This is a genomic window from Ruegeria sp. A5, assembly GCF_056543005.1.
Window position 1 is genome coordinate 1,083,767 of the sequence record NZ_JBQGAV010000001.1, and the last position, 24,550, is coordinate 1,108,316.

Consider the following 24,550-nt stretch of genomic DNA (forward strand, 5'->3'; position numbering starts at 1 on the left):
GTCAATTCTGCCTCCGATACTGCTGCCCGCAATTGTTAACACAGTTTTTAATGGTTGCATCTTTCCCGTTCGAACCCGCAGACTGACCGTGTGATCCGGGGGAATGAATGAATATTGCGCTGATTGGTTTGGGGATGGTTTCGGGCACGCATGTCGCTGCCATTCAAGCATCGGATCAAGGCCTCAGTCTTGCCGGCGTCCTCGGGCGCAACTCTGAAAAAGCAGCTGAGTTCGCGCAGCGAAACGGCACTCGCGCATTCGGCTCGATCGAGGATATCGCAAACGACCCAAACGTCGACTTTGCGATCATCGCAACACCGCCCGATCAGCGCTCAGAGTTGGTTCGGGTTCTTTCGAGCGCTTCGAAACCGATCCTGATGGAAAAGCCCATCGAGAGAACGCTGGGCGCCGCGACAGCCATCGTCGAGCAGTGCGAGGTATCCGGTGTGCCGCTGGGCATCGTCTTTCAGCACCGCGCCCGCGCCGCCTCGCAGGCGCTGAAATCAGCCATTGAACAGGGTGAGTTGGGCGCGATCGCCACGGTGGAGATCCGTGTCCCTTGGTGGCGCGATCAGAGCTACTATGACGAGCCGGGTCGCGGCACTTATGCGCGCGACGGAGGCGGTGTCATGATCTCGCAGGCAATCCACACGCTTGATCTTGCGATGTGGCTGCTGGGGCCGATCTCGGACATTCAAGCCATGATGAGAAAAACTCCGTTACACGATCTCGAAGCTGAGGATTGGGCAGGTGCAGTCTTTGAAACGGATAGAGGCGCCGTGGGCACTATGATGGCGACTACTGCCGAATATCCCGGGGCCGCTGAGTCCATTACCATCCAAGGCACACGCGCCAAAGCGCATCTGGAGTCAGGTGTCCTGACCTTAACGACTTTCGATGGTCATAAATCCACGGTTGGCGAAACGTCCGCCACAGGCGGAGGGGCCGATCCCATGGCGTTCACCCATGCTTGGCATCAGGCGGTCATCGAGGATTTCGCCAAGGCTGTTGCCGATGGCACGCTGCCCATGGCCACCGGACGCAGTGCCCTTTTGACCCACGCCGTCATAGACGCGATGCAGATCGCCAATCGAACCGGCCAGAAAACACGAGTCATCTCATGAGCCTGACCTGCGTCGCCCTTGGCCTGGACCACCGCCATATCTATGGCATGACGGAAAACATGCGTAAAATCGGCGTGGACTGCGTTGGCTACTGGACACAAGGCGATCCGGAATCGCTACCGGGCTACGTCAAAAGGTTTCCCGATATTCCGCGGCTGGCCCGACTGGAAGACGCCCTAACCAGTGGGGCGGATCTGGCGCTGATTTCGGCAATACCGGCAGATAGGGCCGCGTTGACGATCCGCGCCATGCAAAACGGCATGGATGTCATGAGCGACAAGCCGGGCTGCACGACGTTCGAGCAACTCGACCAGATCAAGCGAGCGGTCGCCGACACCGGTCGAATCTGGTCGGTGAATTTTTCCGAACGATTTGAAACGCCCGTCAGCACCCGGGCGACCGAGTTGGTCGAGTCCGGTGCCATCGGGCGCGTGATCCAGACGGTTGGGCTTGGCCCGCACCGATTGAACCGGGCAACCCGGCCGGATTGGTTTTTTCAGCGTGACCGCTATGGCGGCATTCTGACCGACATCGCCTCGCATCAAATCGATCAGTTCTTGCATTACACAGGTTCGAAAACCGCAGAAATCACGAACGCTTATGTGGCGAACTACGCAAACCCCAAAGATCCCGGATTGCAGGATTTCGGAGAACTCAATCTAAGAAGCGAGAATGGCACCGGGTACATCCGGGTTGACTGGTTCACGCCGGATGCCTTGCCAAACTGGGGGGATGGTCGTCTGACGATCCTCGGAACCGAAGGATATATCGAGTTGCGGAAATACGTCGATGTGGGTGGGGCCTCAGGGACAGACCATCTGATCCTCGTCAATGGTGAAACCTGCCAAAAGATCGACGCAGCCGACGCCGGCCTTCCCTACTTCGCGCGCCTGGCCGATGACATCCGCAACCGGACCGAAACCGCGATGACACAGACCCACTGCTTTACGGTCATGGAACTGGCACTGCACGCGCAGGAAATGGCGGAACGCAGATGATCAACGTTGCGATCCTTGGCGCAGGTATCGGTGCGCAACATCTGGACGCTCTGGAACGGCTTGACCGCACCTTTCGCGTAGCCGCCGTGGTCGACCAGAATACGGACCGGATCGAACAGATACGGCAGAACTCGGATTTTCGAGCAATAACCAACATTCAGGACGCTCTTGATGATCCGGCGATTGATGTCATCGACATCTGCCTGCCGCCCCATCTGCATGTACCGACCACCCTTGCAGCACTGGCCGCAGGAAAACACGTTGTCTGCGAAAAGCCTCTTGCGACCTCGATGCAAGATGTGGATCGGATCACGGCAGCCACACGCAGCGCGGGCAAGCAGGTGTTTCCGGTGTTTCAATACCGGTGGGGGCCGTCACTGGCCCAACTGCGCCACCTGCAACGCGCAGGCCTGACCGGAGCGGTCCAAACTGCCGCGCTTGAGACCCATTGGTCCCGCGGGGCAGACTATTACGCTGTGCCGTGGCGGGGAACATGGGCTGGTGAACGCGGCGGCGCAGTGCTGGGCCATGCCATCCACAACCATGATCTGCTGGCTCATATCGCGGGTGATATCGCCTGGGTGTCTGCAATGGCCACAACGCGGGTCAACCCGATCGAGACCGAAGACTGCGCCGCGATCTGCTTTGGCATGACTTCCGGAGCTTTGTGTACAAGCAATATCACCCTGGGCGCCGCCACGGACGAATCCCGCCTGCGGCTCGTCTTTGAAAAGGTGACCGCCACCTCTGGCACCGAACCCTATGCCCCGGGTCAAACGCCCTGGACATTCGTCGCGCGGGACTCTGTGAATCAAGCCGCTATCGACGAGGCCCTTGCAGCCGCCACTGACGAGCCAACAGGTTTCGAAGGGTTCTTTACCGAAGTCGGCAGGGCGCTGCGGTCCGAGGTAAATTCAGCCGTTACGCTGCAGGACGGCGCTGTGTCCATCGGCCTTGTGACGGCGATTTATCACGCGGCGCGCACCGGGCAGCGCGTTGCCCTTCCCATCAGGCCCGATCACCCGCTGTATGAAGGATGGCTGCCATGAAACAATGCTGGCGTTGGTTCGGACCCGATGATCCGATCGCCCTTGCCGCTCTCCATCAAGTCGGGGTTCAGGGCATCGTCACCGCGCTGCATCACATCCCGCCGGGACAGCCCTGGGACGAACCAAGCATCGCCGATCGGCAAGCAGTTCTGGCTACTGCCGGGTACAGTTGGGACGTTGTCGAAAGCCTGCCCGTCTCCGAGGCGATCAAAACACAGTCCGCAGACATGGCTGAACATCTGCAGGCGTATAAGTCCAGCCTCAGGTCCCTGTCCGCCCGTGGCATCAAAGTCGTTTGCTACAACTTCATGCCAATCCTGGATTGGACGCGCACCGCCCTTCGCGCACCGCAGCCGCACGGCGGAACGGCCATGCTGTTCGACCTGACCGATTTTGCTGTTTTCGACATACATATTCTTGAACGTCCGGGCGCGTCCGAAGACTATTCCAGCGACGTCCAGCAAACGGCCAAGGATCGCTTCTTGCGCATGTCGGATAAATCCATGGCTCAGTTGCAGCATAATGTCACTGCAGGGTTGCCCGGCGCCAACGATCAGTGGAGCGTGCAGGACGTGCGCGCTTTGTTGCAAACCTATGCTCATATAGATCGTGACCGGCTTCGCGCAAACCTGATCGACTTCCTGTCAGAGGTCGCCCCAGTCGCCCAAGAACTGGAACTACGCTTGTGCTGTCATCCGGATGATCCGCCGTTCTCGTTGCTTGGTCTGCCGCGGATCATGTCCAGCACCGATGACTACGGCGTCGTTCTGGATGCGGTTGATTTGTTGGCGAACGGCGCAACGTTGTGTACCGGATCGCTGGGAGTGTCCCCCGAATTTGATGGGCCGGACTTCGTGCGCAGGCATGGCGACCGAATTCACTTTGTCCATCTGCGAAATACACAACGCTTCGCAGGATCAGACAGCCAGAAACCGGACTTCTTTGAGGCCTCGCATCTGGAGGGCGACACCGACATGGTCGGCACCATTCGCGAACTGATGAACGAACAGCGCCGCCGCAAATCTCAAGGGCGTGGCGACTGGCAAATTCCGATGCGGCCCGACCACGGACAAGAACTGCTGAGCGATCTGGGCGGACACAGTACTCCCGGCTATCCGTTGATCGGGCGTATGCGCGGGCTTGCGGAACTGCGCGGCATCATGGCGGCGTTCTCGTAACGCGTCGGATCAGGCGGTTTCTTTTCACCCGCAACACTTCTTTGCTTGCCTGAGCGCCGCATTCTTCGTTTACTTACGGTACGTAAACGGGCAGCGGGGTGTCTTCCGGACTCGCCCGACGTCTGTTCAAGACGCGTGAAACTCCCGCGAAAACCGATGCGATTAGGCATCATTTTTCGAAACGCCTGCCATACGGCAACGGCGAAATATCGGGAGGAGCCCAAATGAATACTGCAGGCGTAATAGGTCTTGGCGACATGGGCAGCGGCCTTGCCAAGAACCTGATCAAGAATGGCTTCGAAACATCCGGTTTCGACCTGAGCGAGACGCGCATGACGGCATTTGCTGACATGGGCGGCCGGCCCAAGGACAGCGTGGGACAGGTCGGTCGACACGCCGCCAGTGTGTTTGTCATGGTAATGAACGGAGATCAGGCCCGCGATGTCATTCTGGATGAAAACGGGCTGGTTGCGAACATGGCCAAAGGCGGAACGGTCATCCTGTCGGCGACCATTACCCCGGCCGAAGCCCGCGCCATCGGGCAGGATATGGAAGGCTCGGGGATTAACTTAATCGACACGCCGGTCTCAGGTGGGTTTCCCGGCGCGCAGAACGGCACATTGACGATGATGGCTGCCGGTGCTGCGGATGTGCTGGACCGAAATGCAGAAGTCATGCAGGCAGTGTCGGCAACAATTCATCGGGTCGGCGAAAACGCTGGCGACGGGCAAACCGTGAAAGCCTGCCTGCAATCCCTGATCGGATCGATCTTTTCCGCCACATTCGAGGCTGCGGCCCTGGCGGCCAAAGCCGGTGTCAGCGGTCAGGCATTGCTTGATGTGTTCTCGTCCTCCAGCGCGGGGTGCGGCGTCGTGAATACCGCCCTTGAAAACATCATTGATCGCAAGTTCGAGGCCACCGGCAGCCATATCGCAACCATGCATAAGGACCTGACGATCTCGCTGGCACTCGCCGGTGCATTGGGCGTTCCCATGCACACAGCGTCATCCGCAATGCAGATCTTTCACGCAGGAAAAACTAAATACCCGAATGGCGACAACTGGGTGTGTACTCGCGTCATCGAAGAGATCGTTGGCGCAGAATTGCATCGCTGAGGGGACCGGACATGAAATTAGGTGTAATTTGTGACGGCATTTCCCGCGATCTGCGGCATGCCGTGGACGTTATGGACGAATTCGGTCTGGACTATGCAGAGCTTCAGTTCGTTGGCGATGCGGAGGTCGGGGATCATTCCCCGCAGGAAGTTGCCGAGATCAACGCGCTCTTGCGCGACCGGGGCAAGCCTGTGTCATGTCTGTCGCGCCATATCTTTGCGGGGATGACAGCTGCCAACAGGCCCGGCGATGACCTGCACACTCGGCATATGGACGCCTTGAAACGCGTAATCGACATGGCGCATGTTGTTGGGTCTCCGCTGGTTCGGATCATGACCCAACGAAAAGAGCAGATACTGTGGGGAAAAAACGGCGCCGAGAAGTGGAACGTAGCGCATGGGGTATGGGACTCGATGCCGCCGCTGATCGCGCCGGCGGTTGAACTGGCAAGAGCTGAGGGCGTGACGCTTGTCGTGGAAACCGGAAACGGCACGCTGGTCAATTCCAACTATACAGCCCGCAAGCTGATTGACGAGTTGGACGCAAAAGACTCTTTGAAAGTGCTGTGGGACCCCGGAAACAACTGCTGGTGCCATGAACTAGCATATCCGGACGGTTATGAAGAACTGCGCGGCGGCTATCTGGGTCACATTCACATCAAGGACGTGAAGGTCGACACGCCACGGGCAACACTGGAAGTGCGCCGCATGGGGGAAGGTCAGCTTGCGCCTTTGTTCCAACCCATCGCGGACGCGCTTAGATCCGACGGCTATGATGGCGTCATTTCTTTCGAAAGCGTTTATCACCCCGGCAACGGGAATTTCGAAGATGGTTTTCGTCTGTGTGTGGACAGGTTCAAAAGCCTGTTTGCATGAACTTACAGTCAATATACCCTATAAATCAGATATTTGAGCCCCGCAGCTGAATGCCGAATGGGGTATACGAGACTGGTCGCGATCGCGTGAAATCAAGGAAAGGGCCTGCTGGATGAAGCAACAGTTTTTTGATCTGTCCATTGAAACGCCGGGCAAATCCCTCATCGACATCAGCGGGATCGTTCAGCGTGCGGTGTCCGAACACGAATTTGTCTCGGGCCTGCTGACCCTTTGGTGCGTCCACACCGGTGCCGCGCTGTTGGTGCAGGCCAATGCCGATCCCGAAGTGCTCAAGGATATCGAGACGTTCTTCGAGAAACTCGTACCCAAGTCACCAGGCAAGTATCACCACCGCCCGACCGAGGACGACAACGCTCCATCGCATCTGCGGGCGCTGTTGACGCAAACTCAGGTATCGATCCCGGTCGAACAAGGGCAGCTTCCGCTGGGTCGCGTACAAAGCCTGTACCTGTTCGAACATCGGGAAGCACCCAAGGCACGCCGATTGAAGGTGCACTACATCGGGACGTGATGCCTTGGATCACATGGAGCGTTGGCAGTGCTAACGCCCCATCCAACCCCCGTCGACTACAAGGATCTCACCGTTGACGAAGTCCGACGCAGCCGAGGCCAGAAAGACCACCGGTCCCGCAAAATCAACAGGCGTACCCCAACGGCCTTGGGGTGTTCGTTCCAGGATCGACTTCGACCGGATCGGATCATCCCGCAGGGCTTGGGTGTTGTCGGTCGCGATGTAGCCAGGCGCGATCGCATTCACGTTTACGCCCTGCCCGGCCCATTCGTTGGCCAAGGCTTTGGTCAGCTGTCCAATCCCGCCTTTCGAGGCCGCATAGCCCGGAACGGTGATGCCGCCCTGAAAAGTAAGCAGCGATGCAGTGAAGATGATCTTCCCCGAGCCGCGCGCCAGCATGTCCTTGCCGATCTCGCGTGACAGAACGAACTGCGAGGACAGGTTCACCTCCATCACTTCGTCCCACCAGTCGTCCGGGTGTTCGGCGGCGGGTTTGCGTTTGATCGTGCCGGCATTGTTGACAAGTATATCAGGGGTTTGTCCGTCGGCCCTCAACTGATCAATGAACCCATGCAGCGCGGTGCGATCCGAGAAGTCGCATTGGTAGGCCCGGAAATTGCGTCCCATCGCCGTCACGGCTTTTTCGACATCCGAGCCAGACAGCTCGAGCGAGGCGGACACTCCGATGATATTGGCTCCGGCCGATGCCAATGCTTCGGCCATACCGCGCCCGATACCGCGTTTGCACCCGGTCACAAGGGCCGTCTTTCCCGTCAGGTCGAAACTTTGCAAAACACTCATGAACGCGGTCCTACTTCGATCAGGCTTTTCATTGCGGTTGGGCTGCGATCCAGTGCTTCGAACGCGGCCTGGATGTCTGCCAGCGGGCTGACGTCCGTGATCACAACATCCGCGTCCACTCCGCCCGAGGCGACAACTGCAATGGCTTTCTCGTAATCCTCTGGCTCATAGACCCGAGCACCGATCAGTCGCAGCTCTCGCCAGAAGAACTGGAACAGGTCGATCTGGGGCTTTTGAGCATGGATCGCGACCATTACGATCCGGGCCCGAGTCGCGGCAACGGCGGTCATTGCATCGACACCGGGCTGCGTTCCTGACACCTCGAAAACCACATCTGCCCCTTTGTCGCCCGTGCGCGCGTTGATTGTGGACACCAGATCGGTTTCGATTGGGTTGATCGTGTCAAAGCCAAGTTTTTCAGCAATCGCAAGACGGTTCGGATTCACTTCGGAAATCACGACATTTCCACCCGCGTCCCGCGCAACCATGGCAACCAGGATGCCAATCGGGCCGCCGCCGATAACGACAACGTCCTCTCCAGGTTGCAGGTCAGACAGCCGCACATCGTGGCAGGCAACGGCAACCGGCTCGATCAGCGCCGCGTGATCCATGCGCAAGTCATCCGGCAGAACGTGCAACGTGTGGGCCGGAACACTCCAGATCTCTTGCATCGCGCCATCGGTGTCGAGGCCGAGAAACTTGAGATTCTGACAGATATGCTGATGCCCCCGCTTGCAAGCTGGGCATTCTCCGCAATGATCAAGCGGTCGGACAACGACCTTCTGGCCGGGTTCGACCGTATCGACGCCCTCGCCCACCGCTTCGACCACACCTGACATCTCATGCCCAATCACCCGGTTCAGGCCGACGCGGGCATCCATGTTGCCGTGGTAGACGTGCATATCCGTCCCGCAAATCCCACAATAGGCAACACGAATGGCAGCCTCGCCGGGACCCGGATCTGTCGCTTGGGCTTGCTCTACTGCAAAGCTCTTTTTACCCCTGTAGTATGCGGCAGTGATCGTCTGGGTCGTCATCTATGCATCTCCTTGTGTTCCGCATTCAATTTGTCCCAGTCGAATTCCACTCCGGTTCCCGGGGTATCCGGGGCCACGGCCAGACAGTCTTCGACAACTAGTGGACGGGTCGTGTACTGGTCTATCGGGAAAGAGTGTACTTCTAGCCAGCCTGCGTTGGGTTGCGCAGAAACAAGGCTGACGTGCAGCTCCTGCATCCCATGACTGCAAACCGGAATGCCGTGCTGTGCGCTTAGCGCGGCCACGCGCAGCCAGCCGGTGATTCCACCGCAGTTTGAGGCATCGGGCTGGACAAAACTCAGTTTCGCGTCATCAAAGGCGTATTCAAATTCGTGTATGGTGTGCAGGTTTTCACCCATGGCAAGGGGAACGCCCGTCGCTTCGACAATCCGACCATAACCTTTGTAATCGTCTGGAATAGTCGGTTCCTCGAACCACAGGATATCGCAGTCGGCGAACCCTCTGGCAGCGACGATGGCCTGTTCGACACTCATAGAGTAATTCGCATCGACCATGAAGAACCGGTCCGGCCCCAGCATCTCGCGCACCGCCCGGGCACGTGCAAGATCGTCGGCCAGGTCTGGTTGACCGACCTTGATCTTGACTGCGTTGAACCCACGCGCAAGGTACCCTTCGGTCTGACTCAGCAGTTTCTCCAACGAGAAATTCAGGTCGATCCCGCCGGCATAGGCCTTGCACCGTTTGGACGCTCCACCGGCCATCTGCCACAATGGCGCATTCTGCGTTCTGCCGCGAATATCCCACAGTGCAATATCTACGGCCGAGATGGCAAACGAGGCGATCCCGCCCCGTGCGACGTAGTGCACGTGCCACTGCATGGCATCGTACAGGCTTTCGATCTGTTCGGCGTCTTGTCCAACAAGGAACGGTGCCAGGTCATGCTGGATCATCGCCAAGATGGCATGGCCACCCTTGCCCCCGGTATAGGTATACCCGACCCCCTCGACACCATCCGAGGTTTGAATGGTGACAGTGATCAATTGAAAAAACGTGTGATCCCCATGTTTGGCATCGACTAGGACTTCGGCGAGCGGAACGTTGAACAGCCGCGCTGATACACTTTCTATGCGATTCATTAACCTAAGACCTTCTGCTGCCTGGCAATAACCCGAGACTGTAAAAGGATGACCGCAAATAGAAAGCCTCCACGTATGACCATTTGCCAATAGGCACTGAAACTGATGGTGCCCTGACCGTTTTCAAAGTTTAGAACGTTGAAGACCAGCCCCAGCAACAGCGCTCCGGCGACCGTCGCAGGGATCGATCCCATCCCACCCGTCAATAAAGTTCCGCCCACCACGACGGACGCGATGGCCGATAATTCCCATCCGATGCCTTCAAGGGGTTGCCCAGCTCCAAAACCCGAGGCCAGAAAGACTCCGGCCAGCCCCGCACAGCCACCCGACAGCAGGTAGACGAAAGCCTTGGCGCGATTGACCTTCAGACCCATGAGGTTCGAGGCATCCTCGCTGCCACCGATCGCCAAGACGGTCCGCCCGATGGTTGTTCTTTCCAGCACCAGCCAAAGTGCCAGAGTCAGTCCGGCCACGATGACGATCGCCCATGGAAACAGGCCAAACGCCTGCCCCATGCCAAGCTTGGTGAAGTTCGACCCCCAATCGACCGAAATTGTCTGGGCGCCCGAAATCACCAATGCGCCGCCTTTTGCGGCCAGCATGGTGGCTAGCGTGGCGATGAAGGGCGGGATCCGAAGGATGATTATGCAAAAGGCGTTGATCGCCCCGAAACCAACCCCGGCAAGAACGGCCCCAGGCAACGCAACCTGAATCCCATACGGGCTGAGATAGGCCGCAACAACCGAGGTAAAGGCCGCCACGGACCCGACCGACAGATCAATCCCACCGGTCATGATCACAAAACACATGCCCAGCGCAATCGCGATGAACATCGCGTTGTAATTCAGGAAAGACGAGAAATTGTAGGCGCTGCCAAAGTTGTTATAGCGCATCAGCCCGAACAGAATCAAAGCCAGCAGTGCGATCCACACCGTCACCGAGGCCGAATTACGTCGAAGGTATTTTCGCAGGTCAAAAGCCGTTTCATCCAACATCGATTAAGCCCTCCGAAACTGCTGGACCCAAACGGCCAGGATAATGATGACGGCCTTGGCGATCAGTGCAACTTCGTCCTCTACCCCGTTGGCCAACAATGTATATTTGACCAACTGGATGATGACGGCACCCAGTATGGCACCAAAGATCGGCGCTCGCCCGCCTTGCAAAAGAGCCCCGCCAACAACCGCGGCCGCGATGGCATCAAGCTCCATCAGATTGCCGTTGCGCGCGGCGTCCGAGGCCGAGTTGATTGCAACCACGATCAAACCGGCTAGGCCCGCAAGCACCGCGCAGATGACATAGGCCCCGATCTTGACCCGTCGGACGGGACCACCCGACAGATAGGCCGCGCGTTCATTGCCCCCTATGGCCAGCAGGTAACGGCCCCATGTGGTTCTGGTGATCACCCAAAACAGCACACAGGCAATGGCCAGCGCCAGCCAGCCCTGGAACGGCAAACCAAGCACTTTACCAGTTCCAAGATAACTGAATGAAGGGTTTGAAAACGTCTGCAGGTTCCCGTTCGTCAAGACTTGGGCAATACCGCGACCAGAGATGAAGAGAATGAGCGTCGCAACGATGGGCTGCACGTTCAACACGGCAACCATCACGCCGTTGAATACCCCGCATAGCCCCGCAATGAACAGCGGCAGGACAATGGCCAAAGTGACGCCTAGCATCGGATTGGCAGCGCCCAGATCCGACAGAAAGATCAGCGGAGCAAGCGCCCCCGCCAGCGCCATGACCGCCCCAACCGACAGATCGATCCCACCCGTGGCGATTACCAGCGTCATCCCCATGGCCACTATGGCGATCGTAGCGACCTGGCTGATATTTACGAACAGGGTTTGCAGTTGCAGGAAATTAGGTGTGAAAAACGCGTTGAACACTAATAGGGCGACCAACGCGGCGATGCCGCCGTGAAAGCGGAAGGGCATTGATGCGACCCGTTGCGGCAACTTCATTGCGCGGTCCATGAACCAGTTCCTTCTTCATGATGCGCGAGCGCGCGCACCAGTATGTTCTCGGTAACCCCGGGGTTGGTCAGTTCCTTGACCGAGCGCCCCTCGTGCATGACAACGATGCGATCGGCGCCTTCCACCAGCTCTTCGAATTCCGAACTGATGAGAACGACGCCAAACCCCTTCTCGACATAAGACCGAATGAACGATTGGATCTCTCGCTTGGCGCCAACATCCACGCCTCGGGTCGGCTCGTCGAGTATCAGGATGTCGGGCTGCGTCGCCAGCCAACGGGCAAGCAGCACCTTCTGCTGGTTGCCGCCGGACAATTCGCGAATGGGTTGGTCCATATGCGCCGCCTTGATGCCCAGATCGTCGATGAACGCCTGAACAATCTCGCGCTCGCGGGCAAAATCGATCTGACCACGGCTGGCCAGTTTCGGCAGCAGGGCCAGCGTCATGTTCTCGCGCACGGACATGTCTGGAATGATCCCTTCGGCCTTGCGATCTTCGGTCAGAAAGCCGACGCCGTTCGCGATCGCGTCACCCGGTCCGGACGGTTGACCGACCGTGCCATGCAACTCGATTGCGCCGCTGCGTTTCCCGTCCACTCCGAACAAAGCGCGCGCCGCCTCGGTCCGGCCAGAGCCCAGCAATCCGCCCAACCCGACGATTTCCCCGCGGTGGAGCGTGAGGTCGAAATGCGTCAGCCGCGGGCCTGTTGAAACAGAGTCCGCCCGTAAAACGATATCGCCTTTCTTGGCCTTGGCACCTGCGAAGTCCGTCAAACCGTCTGCCGCGATCTCATCCTTGTTGCGGCCCAGCATGTCCGCGATCATTTCCAGTTTGGTCGTGTCCTGGACGTTACGCGTGCTGACGGTGCGCCCATCTCGCATCGTTGTGACTCGATCGCATATTTGGAACAGCTCATCGAGGAAATGCGAAACATAAAGAACAGACACGCCCTGTTTCTTCAACTCGCGCACAACACCGAACAGCACCTCGACTTCGCTGGCATCCAGCGACGACGTGGGTTCGTCCATGATGACAAGTTTCGCATCCAACGAAACAGCCCGCGCAATTGCAACCAACTGCTGGATCGCTGTCGAGAAATTTCCTAACGGCTCGGTCACGTCGATATCTATGCCAAAGCGCGTAAGCACCTCGCGTGCGCGCCTGTTGCCCTCGCGCCAGTCGACCAGAAAGCCGAGACGTTTGGGCTCGTACCCCATGATGATGTTTTCAGTCACTGACCGCAGCGGTACCAGGTTGAGCTCTTGATAGATGGTGGCAATTCCGGATTCCTGCGCTTCGCGTGGAGTGGAGATGCGGCTTGGCACACCCGCCAGATGAACGTCGCCGGCATCCCGATCGTAAACTCCGGTCAGAACTTTGATCATCGTCGATTTGCCCGCACCGTTCTGGCCGATCAGCGCATGAACCTCGCCGGGCGCGATTTCCAGGTTGGCCTGGCTCAGTGCCGGTACGCCGGCAAACGACTTTTCAATTCCCGACATCGAGACGAGCGCATTCATGAGATGTCTTCCTCCGATTGCTTGCAGGCGGCGCCGACCACAGGCCAGCACCACCCACCAGGGAGAATCAATAGGCTTCGTCGATGTGATCGGCCGCATTGTCCTTGGTAAAGATGCGATCTTCGACTTTCACCCATTCCGGGATCGCCTCGCCAGCCGCGTATTTATTCATGACTTCACAAGCCAGAGGGCCGAAGAAGGGTGAGCTTTCCACCGTCACCCCCATCTTGCCATCGATAATAGCCTGAAGTGCATCGCGTGTCCCGTCGATCGAAACGATGGTCACGTCCTCGCCGGGCTTGCGGCCGGCCAGTTCCAGAGCCTGGATCGCACCGATCGCCATCTCGTCATTGTGGGCGTAGACCACGTTCACATCGGGGTGCGCCTGCAGCAGGGTTTCCATCACCTGACGACCCAGGTCGCGCGCAAAGTCACCGGTCTGAGAAGCCACGATCTCAAAGCGGTCATCCGCTGCAATCGCGTCGTCGAAACCTTTTTTGCGGTCATTTGCAGGTGAAGAACCAGTCGTGCCTTCCAACTGGACGATGACGCCATTGTCGCCGTCGAAATTCTCCATCAGCCACTGTGCGGCCCGGTTGCCCTGATCAATGAAGTCCGATCCCAGGAATGCTACGAAATGCTCGCCTGGCTTGGCGACGGCCGGATCAACCGAGCGGTCCACGAGAAAAGTGGGAATGCCGGCGGCGCGTGCTTTCATAACGGCTGGGATCAACGGCTTTTCTTCCCGCGGGGGCAGAAACAGAACGTCGATGCCTTGGGCGATCATGCTGTCCACATCCGCAACCTGCTTTGCCGCAGATCCGGCCGCATCCGTCGCGATCAGATCCCAGCCACAAGTCTCGGCCGTGTCATGGAACGATTTCGTCTCGGCAATGCGCCACGGGTTGTTCGACTCCATCTGCGCAAAGCCGACCTTGTAGCGATCCTTCTGCTCAAGCGGTGGCAGATCCTGCGCGATCACCGTGGTGCCCAACAGCGCACCCGCGACAACCGTCGAGATCAAAAGAGTTCTGCGTTTCATGGTTATTCCTCCTCCATTGGTGCGGTCGCCTCCGTTTTGACCGCGAGTTCTCAGGTCATGCCCAATTCATGTAAGTCGTCTGTTTCCTCAGATAGCCATCGAAGCCATACGCGCCGTCTTCGCCCCCAACCCCGGACAAACCCCAACCGGTGTGAAATCCCTGTACGGCCTCACCATTGGAGCGGTTCAGGTACAATTCGCCGAACTTCAAACGGCTCGGGGCCTCCATCAATCGCCGGTGCGATCCCGTAAAGAGATAGGCAGACAGCCCGAATGATGTGTCATTCGCAAATTCTATCGCCTGATCAAAATCTTCGACTCGCATGGCTGTCGCCACAGGGCCAAAGACCTCCTCTTGCATCGCGGCATTGCCGTTGTCTGAGACCTCAAGAACCGTCGGGGACATCCAGTGTCCTTTGCGGTGCGCGCTGTCCAACAGGGGCCCGCCTTCCAGATGAACCGTGGCACCTTCCGTGATGCTGCGCTTAATGATTTCGTCGACCTTGGACACCTCGGCCTTGCTGACTTTGGGACCCAGATCGCAGTCCTCCATCGGATCCCCGATCGACAAAGCACGGGCCGCAGACACGAATTTTTCAAGAAACTGATCCGCAATGCCGCGATGTAGATACATACGCTCGTTGCAGGTGCAAATCTGGCCGCAATTGGCAAACCGGGCGGCAATCGCGGCCGAAACGGCGGCGTCAATATCCGCATCCTCCATCACGATGAACGGAGCCTTGCCGCCAAGCTCGAGCCGGACAACCTTGATCCGGTCGGCCGCGGCGCGAAAAATCTCTTTACCGGCTCGTGTGCTGCCGGTCATTGTGATCAGTGAGGTATCGGGGTGTTCGACCAACCGCTGCCCTACCACCGGCCCCTTGCCTGTCAGAACATTCAGAACACCGGCCGGAAACCCGACCTTTTCGGCAAGCTCGGCGATCGCGAGACCGGACAGCGGCGTGATTTCGTGCCCCAACAGAACAACAGTATTGCCCGCGACCAGCGCAGGCCCGACTTTCCTGGCGGCCAATGCCAGCGGATAGTTCCAGGCCGTCAACGCAACAACAACGCCATAAGGATGACGCCGGATCTGGATTTCCTCGGACTTGTTGTCCGATTCCACTATGTCACCCGAAATCCTCCGGGCCTCTTCAGCCGCATGGCAAAGAAAGGTAACAGCGGCATCAACTTCACTTCGGGCCTGCGTGATCGGCTTGCCCTGCTCGACCGTGATCAGAGCGGCCAGACGCCCGGCGTCAATCCGGATGGCCTCGGCCAACCGCTGAACCAGTCGCGCCCGCTCGATCGCCGGGCGCGAGGACCACGAGCCAAAAGCACGATGGGCCGCCTCGACGGCCGCATCCGCATGAGCGGCACCGCCATCTGGAACTTGCGCAAAGATCTCTTCATTTGCAGGGTTCTCGATACCAACCGTGTCCGCGTCAGAGTCGGTAAAGCGGCCATCGATGAACATCGAATGCCGAACCACCTGACCCAACTCCCCCACTACAGACCGCAATTTCGCCTCCCGCGTTTGCTCGGTCAGACCACATTGGCGACCGCACTGCCGATCAAAACACTAATAATATTATTTCGTCAACACTAATATTAATTACTATTCACTAATATTAGTTGCGTGTCCTCCGCATAGTCGATAAAAAGGAAGCGAACAAAAAGGTTGAGCAATGAACGATCAAGCGAACAAGGCCGGGCAGCACAGGGGCGTGGGACGAGTCGCGGGCCGGCAGCGCATAACGATGCATGATATTGCACGCGTCGCCGGGTGCTCACAGACGACAGTATCGCTGGTTCTAAACAAGAACGATTCCGTCAAAATCTCCGAGGACACAAAGCAAAGAGTCCTGGATGCCGCCAACACGCTTGGATACGCCATGCCCTCTCAACTCAGGAAACCCCAGGACAGCGCGCCTCGACCCTCGGCGTTAGACGGCACCATCGCTTTTGTCGTGGACGATCTGGCGTCGAGCCCCGAAATGGTAAACGCGTTTAATGGCGTGAAACAGGCCGTTCGGGACACGGGAAATCTTGTATTGCTGGCAGAAACCCAAAACGACCCCGAGGTCGAACCCAGAACGCTTAGGTATTTCCTCGACCAACAGGTTGCGGGCATCATTTACGCAACCGTTTTCACCCGGCGGGTGGTCGTTCCAGAAATACTCAGGCAGACAGCAACCCCGGTTCTGCTGCTGAACTGCTTTTGCGACGACCTCTCTTTTCCTGCGGTGATCCCCGGCGAAGTCGCTGCTGGACATACGGCAACCAACGCCCTGATCAAGGCGGGGCACAAACGAATCGCCACCATCACCGGCGAGCCGTTCATGGAATGCGCCGCAGGGCGAACGACCGGGTACAGAAACGCCCTTGCTTCCGCCGACATCCCATTTGACGAGGATTTGGTCATCGAGGGCAACTGGCTGCCCAGCGCAGGCTATGCTGCCACGCGCGAATTGATGGACCTGCCCTCTCCGCCAACCGCCATTTTCTGTCAGAATGACCGAATGGCAATCGGCTGCTATGAGGCGCTCAAGGAACTTGGCCTATCCATCGCCGAAGACATCTCGGTCATCGGATTTGACGATGACGAAACCGCGCGACACCTGTCGCCCCCCCTGACCTCGATGATCCTTCCAACTAGGGCGATGGGACGCTGGGTCATCGAACAGTTGTTCCACGGTCCGACGGATGGTCAGCGACACCCTCTCGTGAAGCTTGAATGCGAACTGGTGGAGCGCGACTCGATCAGCGAACCCAAACGCCGGGCCTGAAGGCGAATTCATGACGGAAACCTTCGATCATATCGTCATCGGCGGCGGCTCTGCCGGCGCAGCCGCTGCAGCGCGACTGGTCAACCGTGGCAAGTGCAGGGTTCTGGTGCTGGAGGCCGGGCATTCGCACCGCCATCCGTTGCTGGACATGCCGCCGGGTATCTTCAAGATGATCAACGGGTCCAAGTTCATGACCTACCACCAGACCGAACCGCAGGACCACCTGGACGGCCGCGTGCATGACATTCCGCAGGCCAACGTACTGGGTGGCGGGTCGTCTGTGAATGCCCAGGTCTATATGCGTGGCCGCCCTTCTGATTATGACGCGTGGGAGAACCTGCTCCGACAGACTAATGACGGAGTCGGCTGGGGATGGGATGATGTGCTGCCCTACTTCCGTAGAATGGAAGACAATAACAGGCTTCACAATGACCTGCATGGCAGCAACGGTCCGGTGCAAGTCTCGGATCCGGGGCATATCGACGACATGTCACGTTGGTTCGTTCAGTCGGTCCAGGCCCTTGGCGAACCATTCAACACGGATTTCAACGGCGCAACGCAGCGCGGTGTCGGTTTCTATCAGTTCACCAATCGCGCCGGTAAGCGCAGTTCGTCGGCCTATGCTTTTCTCGCCCCTCTCGAGGCGAACCCGAACTTGACCATCCAGCTTGGCGCAACGGTCAACAAAGTCATCATCGAAAACGATAAGGCCATCGGCGTGCAGTATCGAGACAAACGCGGAGCCCGCACGGTCCGGTGCGATGGTGAAGTTGTCGTTGCGGCGGGCGCTCTGGTGACGCCAAAAATCCTAATGCTATCAGGCATCGGACCAGATGCACATCTTGCCGATCACGGTATTCCCGTGATCTGCCCATTGCCTGGGGTAGGCCAGAACCTGATCGACCACCCCGAAGTTCCAATTACCGCCTTTGCCAACGGTCCCTACGGATACTTCAAACAAGGTGAGGGCTGGCGGATGCTTCGCAACGGCATCCAGTTCAAACTGTTCGGCAGCGGACCGGTGACTTCCGCCGGAGTCGAAGCCGGCGCGTTTGTCAATCCGTCGATTCCTGATGGAGAACCAACCATTCAAGCTTTTTGCGTGCCAATTGTTTATCTGGATCGCGACGCTCTGGACGAGGTGCAGGATGACTTTGGCCTGACCGTTACGACCGTCGTGGTCAAACCGAAATCACGCGGAGAGGTCCGGCTTCGCTCGGCCGATCCTCACACCATGCCAGTGGTCTCGCCCAACCTTCTGAAGCATGAAGACGACATGCAGGAGATGATCCGGGGGCAGCGGTTCTTTCGCCGGGCATTCACGTCGGGCCCGCTTGCTCAAAGGGTTCGCGAAATCGTCATTCCCACAGCGGACGACGACCAGACGCTACGAGCACATTGCAAGCGATTCGTAAAAACCAACTATCACCCGGCGGGCACTGCCAAAATGGGCCGGGACGGCGACGGAATGGCCGTGCTGGACGCCAGAATGCGCGTGCGCGGGATCGAGAGCTTGCGGGTGTGCGACATGTCAGCCGTGCCCGACATCAACGCCGGCAACACAAACGCACCTGCCATGATGCTGGGCGAACGATGCGCCGACCTGATCCTCGGCATCGGATCAGCCCGCGAGATACGCAATTCCTAACCTGAGCTGCGGCGTCGCCCGTCATTGATCCGATTTCTAACGCAGAATATGGCGTCGCCCTGCCCGACCCACCGAAAGTAGACTACCCTGCCTCAATGCGCAGAACGTGGCCAAAGGTCATGGCGCGGACGGAAAACGCCTTACAGAAAATCGTCCCGCCTGGGCGTGAAGCAGTCGATCAACTCTCCGGCAGCCAGGCAAACACAACCATGGCTTACACCGGACGGAATAATCAGGCTGTCACCGGGTTCCAACGCTCGCTCCTGATCTCCGATGACAAAGTTGAACCGCCCGGACCGCACAAATGTCGACTGCACATGCGGATGGTCGTGCAACACGCCTTCGGCACCTTCTTCAAACCGGAATGAAACCATCATGAGGTCTTCATTATCCGCCAAAACCTGGCGCGTGACACCTGAGGCAGGTGATACAATCGGATAGCTCTTGGTCATAATGCGAGGTCCTTAGTCAGTTGGCGGCGTTCAATTTATTCGAAATACTCGGCATGTTTCGAGTGAACCTCCTCGATGGTCTTGTCGATGCGGCCCAGATGGCGGCGTATCATCTCGGTCGCAGTCGCCTCGTCGCGGTCTGCCAGCGCTTTTGCCAGCTCAACATGATCCCGAACCAGAATGTCGGCCTCGCTCTCGCGCCCAAGGCTTAGAACGCAAAGGCGGTCGATCTTTCTTTTGCATTCCTGAATCGTGTTGAAGGCCAGCGGGTTGCCGCTCAACTCACAAATCAGCCGGTGAAAGTCATAGTCGAGCTGATGGAACTTCTCGGCTTCGTTCCTTGAAACGACGTCTTTCTGCTGCTTGAGATTGTCCTCCAGCAGCTTCGAATATTCGGGCTTCCAGTTCCGACATGCAGCGCGCACCACTTCCAACTCGACCGAGAGGCGAACAAAGCGCGCATGACCGATCCGTTCCATGGAAAAACTACGTACCCGCGTGGCTTTCTGTGGTCGGATCAGCAGCAAATCCTGCGCCTCAAGCCTGTTGAAAGCATCGCGGACCGGCTGCCTCGACACTTCGAACTTTTTTGCAATATCTGCTTCGGACAGTTTTGTTCCCGGCAGAATTTCCAGTGAAACGATCGCCTCGTACAAACTCTCATATACGATGTCAGTGGTTGTGCGCCGCTCGATTTTATCCGTAATACTTTGCATTTCCTGCCTTTTTCTGCGCGTGACCAACACCGGCGGCATTCTGGGCCACTAGGCCTCTCCCTCCGATACTCCTCAATGTATCTCCAGCCAATCCATTTAGCACGGGCCGTGCGAAGCCTTTTGTGGCTCCCAAACAAATTTGTTGACAATACTAGTATCCTAGTCGACTACAATAGGCAACACGGCTGAATGCTCGTTAAGGCTCAAAGACCAAAACGGGCGCACTGACTGGATGACCGGGGAGCCAAGGGGGCAAGAAAATGACCGAATTGAACGCTGAACAGATTGGCCCGAACATGGAACTGGCAGGGAAGGTTGCGATCGTAACCGGCGGCGGACGGGACATTGGCCGCGCCTGCGTCATGAAACTGGCCAAGGCTGGAGCGTCGATCGCGATCAACTATCACAGCTCATCTTCGGGTGCGGAATCGGCGGTTCAGGAAATAACGGCTGCCGGAGGTAAGGCGATTGCCATACAGGGCGACATGACCTCCGGTGCGGATGTGGAAAGGCTGATCTCGGAGACTATTGCGACATTCGGACCTCGGATCGACATTCTTGCCCACGTGACCGGCGGATTGCTGGCCCGGAAGACCCTGTCTGAGATGGATATGGAACATTGGTGCCATGTCATGGACCTGAACACCACTTCTTTTGCTCGCACTGTTCAGGCCGTGTTGCCGCATATGAAAAAAGGCGGCGCGATCGTCGGGTTTGCGAGTCAGGCGGGGCGTGACGGGGGTGGCCCAGGCGCGGTCGCCTATGCGGCCTCGAAGGGTGCGGTCATGACGATGACGCGTGGATTGGCCAAAGAACTGGGGCCGGACATCCGGGTAAATTCGGTTTGCCCGGGCATGATCGACACCGATTTTCACAATGTCTTCACAAAAAGCGAAGTGCGGACCAACGTGGTCGGCGCCACGCCGCTTAAACGCGAAGGCACATCTGAGGATGTCGCCAATCTGGTCGCCTATCTGGCCTCAGACGCCGCTGCTTTCATTACGGGCGCGAACATCGACATCAACGGAGGCCTGCTCTTCTCATAACCGGCCTTCGCCGGGCATCGAGTCAACTGTCTGTTTTCTAGGGAGGAAAATATGAATATCAAACTGACTAAAACGCTGATGAGTGCCGCGACCGTGGTCGCAATTACCGGGAGCGCATCCTTCGCAGAGGATTGGCGCGGGTGGAATATCCACGTGGATGGTTACCCAAACACCATCGCGATGGACAAATTCGCAGAACTCGTTACGGAAAAAACTGGCGGTGAAATCAGCCTTCAAATGTTCCATGGGGGCACGCTGGGCAGTCAGCCCGACGCGGTTGAACAGGTCCGCGCAGGCGCATTGGAAGTCGGCAACTTTAACCTGGGCCCAATTGGCCCGATTGTCGCCGAGGCCAATGTTGTATCGTTGCCCTTTATATTCAAAGACGTCCCGCACATGTTCCGCGTCTTGGACAGTGAGGGTGGCGAGGCAATTGCGGCGGGCATGGCAGCCAAAGGCTTGACACCTCTTGCGTGGTATGACGCTGGCGCTCGCTCCTTCTACAACGGAACAAAGGCAATCAACGCACCTGCCGATGTTGAGGGAATGAAAGTTCGGGTCATGAATAATGACCTCTTTACAGGCATGATTTCTGAGCTTGGTGGCAACCCATCGCCAATGGCGTTTGCCGAAGTTTATCAGGCGCTGAAAACCGGTGTCGTCGATGGTGCCGAAAACAACTGGCCATCATACGAGTCAACTGGCCACTTCGAAGTTGCAGGTTTCTATTCGCTGTCTCAGCACCTGATAATACCCGAATGTATCTGCATTAATACCGACACGTTCAACGCACTGTCACCTGAGATGCAGGCCGCGGTTCGAGAGGCAGCTCAGGAATCTGCAAAACTTCAGCGGCAATTGTGGGCCGAGCGCGAAGCAGCCAGCCGTACAGCCGTCGAAGAAGCTGGTGTGGTCGTGAATGAAGTGGCAGACAAAGCCCCGTTCCAAGCGGCTATGGGCCCGGTTTACGAAGCCTACTTTGCTACGAACCCCGATTTACGCCCGCTTGTCGAGACTATCCAGGCGACGGACTGATTTAGCTACATTGGGTCTGATATTGTCCGGTCCCGCACATGCGGGTCCGGACGCCTGATCAAGAGTTGTGAGCCAATGAGTTATACTTCCCTGCCCCCGACATCTGTGCGCAAGATGATCCAGATCCTGGATTGGATCGCCGACGTGTGCCGGGTTTTGACCGGTGTCGCACTGGTTGTCATCACGGTCATATTCGGATGGCTAGTATTTGGTCGCTATGTTCTGAATGCGACGCCGACCTGGGTCGAGCAAGTCGCCTTGCTTCTCGTCATGACAATTGCGTTTCTCGGTGCGGCAGTAGGTGTACACGATAACACGCACTTGTCCGTGTCTCTCGTGCGTTCTGCGGTTCCTCCACGTGTGAGGACCATTTTGGTTATCTGCACAGACGTGCTTATGGCTGGGTTCGGCGCCTTGATGCTGTGGTTCGGAGCTCGACTTACGATCTTTAAGTGGGGATCGCTAATCCCATTGATTCAAGTCCCCGAAGGCTTGCGTTCATTGCCTCTCACAATTGGCGGAGGACTCATATTACTCTTTTCCGTTGGTCATCTAATCCGCCTCTATGTCGGTTTTGACGAGCGCAATGACAGCATAGAATAGAGGCGAATGATGGGAATACTTCTGTTGCTTGGCGTGTTCGCCCTCTGCGTTCTGATCGGAACGCCTGTAGCATTCGCGCTTGGAATAGCGGCCATTTCGGCATTTTGGTTCGAAGGATTACCCTTGATGATCGGATTTCAGCGGATCGTCTCCGGGATCAATGTATTCTCGTTGATGGCGATCCCGTTCTTCATTTTTGCAGGTGAACTGATGTTCCACGGCGGGATAGCCATGCGTCTCGTCAGGTTTGCTTCAGCCGCTGTCGGGGCCGTGCGCGGCGGCTTGGGAATTGTGAACGTGTTTTCTTCGATGCTTTTTGGGGGGATTTCAGGGTCGGCCATCGCAGACATTTCCGCACTGGGGTCTATCTTGGTTCCTGTGATGAAAGAGAAAGGTTACGATGCAGATTACGCCGTAAACGTGACCGTCACGTCCTCGATTGCCGGTATAATTATTCCACCCAGTCACAATATGATCATTTTCGCGATCGCAGCCGGGGGTGGAATATCGATCTCGAAGCTGTTTCTTGCAGGCGTTGTTCCAGGAGTTTTAATGTGCCTTTGCCTTGCTGTGGCGGCGTACCTTGTAGCGGTGCGCAGAGGTTATCAAGCTGAGACTTTCCCGGGTTGGCCAGCGCTCGTAGTGAGCTTCTTCAGTGCAATTCCAGGACTTTTGACGGCTGTGATTATCGTCGGCGGTGTGTTGTCGGGTATTTTCACCGTTACGGAGTCCGGAGCATTTGGGGCCATTTACGCATTCGTGGTCACACTGATCGTCTACAAAAGCATAACGTGGGAAAACTTTTGTATTGCCGTCGCTTCTGCTGTGCGCACGACGGCGATGGTAATGATATTAATCGCATGCGCTGGTGCGTTTGCCTACATGCTGACCTTTTACAGAGTCCCGGACAGAACCGTAGATCTGCTTACTGGGTTGACAGAAAATCCGATACTCATCCTGCTGATGGTAAATGCGGTTTTGTTGTTGCTTGGAATGATTATGGATATGGCAGCGCTAATTCTGATCTGCACACCCATTTTTCTACCCGTTGCCAACAGCCTTGGGATTGATCCACTGCAATTCGGGATGATCTTGCTCGTGAATTTGGGATTAGGATTGTGCACACCACCGGTCGGATCCTGCCTGTTTGTCGGTTGCGCCGTGGGTAAATTGCCAATGGAGAAAGCCGTACGAACAATATGGCCCTTCTACTTGGCAATTCTCTTCGCATTAATGCTTATCACTTTTGTACCCGCGATTTCACTAACACTGCCAAGCTTGGTTGGGTGAATAAAGTAAATTCAAGTTTAAAGGCAGACACTTGAAGCTAAGCTTGTGTTCGAGTTTCTCTCTTAATGAAAAAAGGAAACTGACATGTCGCAAAAACCCAAAGTGAATGCTCCCGTCGAGCACATCAGTGTTTTTGATGTCTGCGGTGGCGAAATAGAGATTGGTCGGCCCAAAGATCGATGGACGATGCTTTTCGTCTATCGCGGGCGTCACTGTCCCAGATGTAAGCGATTTCTCAACAAATTGAACGCCATGCTGGCTGATTGGAGCAGCGTCATGGATGTAGTGGTCGTTTCTGCTGACTCTAAAGAAAAGGCTTTGGCCGACAAGGAAGAGTTCGGTTGGACATTTAACTTGGGCTTTGGATTGACCGAAACGCAGATGCGATCACTTGGACTCTACGTGTCGGACCCTCTTTCGGAGGCTGAGACAACCACATTGTTTGCAGAGCCCGGCGCATTCGGAATTCGGCCAGATGGCAGTTTGATGTTGGTCGACATTTCGAATGGCCCTGCTGCGCGCCCGGATCTTGAAGAATTGCTAGACGGAATGAAGTTCAATATCGAAAACAACCGCCCGACTCGGGGAACAGTTTTATAACTGCAACGGTGCAGTCAGGCGAATTCG

The 24,550-nt window shown here is 57.1% G+C and carries 24 protein-coding genes; 14 read left to right on the plus strand and 10 right to left on the minus strand.

Going from position 1 to position 24,550, the window contains the following annotated elements; genetic code table 11:
• Positions 1–107 precede the first annotated feature (107 nt).
• From ACR0AY_RS05460 to ACR0AY_RS05490, 7 genes are all read left to right on the plus strand, one after another.
• Positions 108–1,124: a Gfo/Idh/MocA family protein gene (locus ACR0AY_RS05460; protein WP_170512716.1), complete on the plus strand. Its 1,017-nt coding sequence runs from the start codon at positions 108–110 to the stop codon at positions 1,122–1,124.
• On the plus strand, positions 1,121–2,122 hold the full coding sequence (locus ACR0AY_RS05465) for a Gfo/Idh/MocA family protein (protein WP_170512714.1): 1,002 nt from the start codon (positions 1,121–1,123) through the stop codon (positions 2,120–2,122). The genes ACR0AY_RS05460 and ACR0AY_RS05465 overlap by 4 nt, the downstream gene beginning before the upstream one ends.
• Positions 2,119–3,171, plus strand: coding sequence for a Gfo/Idh/MocA family protein (locus ACR0AY_RS05470; RefSeq protein ID WP_170512712.1), 1,053 nt, complete (start codon positions 2,119–2,121; stop codon positions 3,169–3,171). The genes ACR0AY_RS05465 and ACR0AY_RS05470 overlap by 4 nt, the downstream gene beginning before the upstream one ends.
• A complete protein-coding gene (uxuA, locus tag ACR0AY_RS05475) occupies positions 3,168–4,349 on the plus strand; it encodes a mannonate dehydratase (RefSeq protein WP_170512710.1) in 1,182 nt (393 codons plus the stop codon). The genes ACR0AY_RS05470 and uxuA overlap by 4 nt, the downstream gene beginning before the upstream one ends.
• Before the next feature lie 224 nt (positions 4,350–4,573).
• A complete protein-coding gene (locus tag ACR0AY_RS05480) occupies positions 4,574–5,464 on the plus strand; it encodes an NAD(P)-dependent oxidoreductase (RefSeq protein WP_480453810.1) in 891 nt (296 codons plus the stop codon).
• 11 nt (positions 5,465–5,475) lie between these two features.
• Entirely contained in the window at positions 5,476–6,339 is an 864-nt protein-coding gene (locus tag ACR0AY_RS05485; protein WP_170512706.1) for a sugar phosphate isomerase/epimerase family protein, read from the plus strand.
• Between the two features lie 112 nt (positions 6,340–6,451).
• The gene (locus ACR0AY_RS05490; RefSeq protein WP_170512704.1) at positions 6,452–6,871 is read left to right on the plus strand and encodes a secondary thiamine-phosphate synthase enzyme YjbQ; all 420 of its coding nucleotides are present in this window, start codon (positions 6,452–6,454) and stop codon (positions 6,869–6,871) included.
• 30 nt (positions 6,872–6,901) lie between these two features.
• Here the strand turns inward: ACR0AY_RS05490 and ACR0AY_RS05495 are convergent, their stop codons facing one another.
• The 8 genes from ACR0AY_RS05495 to ACR0AY_RS05530 form a co-directional block, all read right to left on the minus strand.
• The gene (locus tag ACR0AY_RS05495) at positions 6,902–7,672 is read right to left on the minus strand and encodes an SDR family oxidoreductase (RefSeq protein WP_170512702.1); all 771 of its coding nucleotides are present in this window, start codon (positions 7,670–7,672) and stop codon (positions 6,902–6,904) included.
• The gene (locus tag ACR0AY_RS05500) at positions 7,669–8,709 is read right to left on the minus strand and encodes an alcohol dehydrogenase catalytic domain-containing protein (RefSeq protein WP_170512700.1); all 1,041 of its coding nucleotides are present in this window, start codon (positions 8,707–8,709) and stop codon (positions 7,669–7,671) included. The genes ACR0AY_RS05495 and ACR0AY_RS05500 overlap by 4 nt, the downstream gene beginning before the upstream one ends.
• Entirely contained in the window at positions 8,706–9,806 is a 1,101-nt protein-coding gene (locus ACR0AY_RS05505; RefSeq protein WP_170512698.1) for a mandelate racemase/muconate lactonizing enzyme family protein, read from the minus strand. The genes ACR0AY_RS05500 and ACR0AY_RS05505 overlap by 4 nt, the downstream gene beginning before the upstream one ends.
• Positions 9,806–10,801: an ABC transporter permease gene (locus ACR0AY_RS05510; protein WP_170512696.1), complete on the minus strand. Its 996-nt coding sequence runs from the start codon at positions 10,799–10,801 to the stop codon at positions 9,806–9,808. Before ACR0AY_RS05510 ends, ACR0AY_RS05505 begins: the two co-directional genes overlap by 1 nt.
• Before the next feature lie 3 nt (positions 10,802–10,804).
• On the minus strand, positions 10,805–11,782 hold the full coding sequence (locus tag ACR0AY_RS05515) for an ABC transporter permease (protein ID WP_170512694.1): 978 nt from the start codon (positions 11,780–11,782) through the stop codon (positions 10,805–10,807).
• Positions 11,767–13,302: a sugar ABC transporter ATP-binding protein gene (locus ACR0AY_RS05520; protein WP_480453813.1), complete on the minus strand. Its 1,536-nt coding sequence runs from the start codon at positions 13,300–13,302 to the stop codon at positions 11,767–11,769. Before ACR0AY_RS05520 ends, ACR0AY_RS05515 begins: the two co-directional genes overlap by 16 nt.
• Before the next feature lie 67 nt (positions 13,303–13,369).
• The gene (locus ACR0AY_RS05525) at positions 13,370–14,344 is read right to left on the minus strand and encodes an ABC transporter substrate-binding protein (protein ID WP_170512692.1); all 975 of its coding nucleotides are present in this window, start codon (positions 14,342–14,344) and stop codon (positions 13,370–13,372) included.
• A 55-nt stretch (positions 14,345–14,399) separates the two neighbouring features.
• Complete coding sequence (locus tag ACR0AY_RS05530) at positions 14,400–15,866, minus strand: aldehyde dehydrogenase family protein (RefSeq protein WP_480453815.1); 1,467 nt, start codon at positions 15,864–15,866, stop codon at positions 14,400–14,402.
• Positions 15,867–16,032: 166 nt separating this feature from the next.
• Here ACR0AY_RS05530 and ACR0AY_RS05535 point away from each other — a divergent pair, with 166 nt between their 5' ends.
• The gene (locus ACR0AY_RS05535; protein ID WP_480453817.1) at positions 16,033–17,133 is read left to right on the plus strand and encodes a LacI family DNA-binding transcriptional regulator; all 1,101 of its coding nucleotides are present in this window, start codon (positions 16,033–16,035) and stop codon (positions 17,131–17,133) included.
• A gap of 10 nt (positions 17,134–17,143) precedes the next feature.
• Positions 17,144–18,781 carry a GMC family oxidoreductase N-terminal domain-containing protein gene (locus ACR0AY_RS05540; RefSeq protein ID WP_170512690.1) on the plus strand — a complete coding sequence of 546 codons (1,638 nt, stop codon included), beginning with the start codon at positions 17,144–17,146 and terminating at the stop codon, positions 18,779–18,781.
• 140 nt (positions 18,782–18,921) lie between these two features.
• Here the strand turns inward: ACR0AY_RS05540 and ACR0AY_RS05545 are convergent, their stop codons facing one another.
• Together ACR0AY_RS05545 and ACR0AY_RS05550 are read right to left on the minus strand one after the other, a co-directional pair.
• A complete protein-coding gene (locus ACR0AY_RS05545) occupies positions 18,922–19,233 on the minus strand; it encodes a cupin domain-containing protein (RefSeq protein WP_170396125.1) in 312 nt (103 codons plus the stop codon).
• Between the two features lie 35 nt (positions 19,234–19,268).
• Positions 19,269–19,949 carry a GntR family transcriptional regulator gene (locus ACR0AY_RS05550; RefSeq protein ID WP_170512688.1) on the minus strand — a complete coding sequence of 227 codons (681 nt, stop codon included), beginning with the start codon at positions 19,947–19,949 and terminating at the stop codon, positions 19,269–19,271.
• A gap of 260 nt (positions 19,950–20,209) precedes the next feature.
• Between ACR0AY_RS05550 and ACR0AY_RS05555 the strand changes: the two genes are divergently transcribed.
• The 5 genes from ACR0AY_RS05555 to ACR0AY_RS05575 all read left to right on the plus strand — a co-directional run bounded on the left by ACR0AY_RS05555 (position 20,210) and on the right by ACR0AY_RS05575 (position 24,523).
• Positions 20,210–20,995 (plus strand): SDR family NAD(P)-dependent oxidoreductase, encoded by a 786-nt coding sequence (locus ACR0AY_RS05555; protein ID WP_480453819.1) that lies wholly within the window; start codon positions 20,210–20,212, stop codon positions 20,993–20,995.
• 51 nt (positions 20,996–21,046) lie between these two features.
• The gene (locus ACR0AY_RS05560; protein ID WP_170512686.1) at positions 21,047–22,030 is read left to right on the plus strand and encodes a TRAP transporter substrate-binding protein; all 984 of its coding nucleotides are present in this window, start codon (positions 21,047–21,049) and stop codon (positions 22,028–22,030) included.
• Positions 22,031–22,105: 75 nt separating this feature from the next.
• Complete coding sequence (locus ACR0AY_RS05565; protein ID WP_170511735.1) at positions 22,106–22,633, plus strand: TRAP transporter small permease; 528 nt, start codon at positions 22,106–22,108, stop codon at positions 22,631–22,633.
• Positions 22,634–22,642: 9 nt separating this feature from the next.
• Entirely contained in the window at positions 22,643–23,923 is a 1,281-nt protein-coding gene (locus ACR0AY_RS05570; RefSeq protein WP_170466427.1) for a TRAP transporter large permease, read from the plus strand.
• Between the two features lie 84 nt (positions 23,924–24,007).
• A complete protein-coding gene (locus ACR0AY_RS05575) occupies positions 24,008–24,523 on the plus strand; it encodes a redoxin domain-containing protein (RefSeq protein ID WP_170512683.1) in 516 nt (171 codons plus the stop codon).
• Positions 24,524–24,550: the final 27 nt, after the last annotated feature.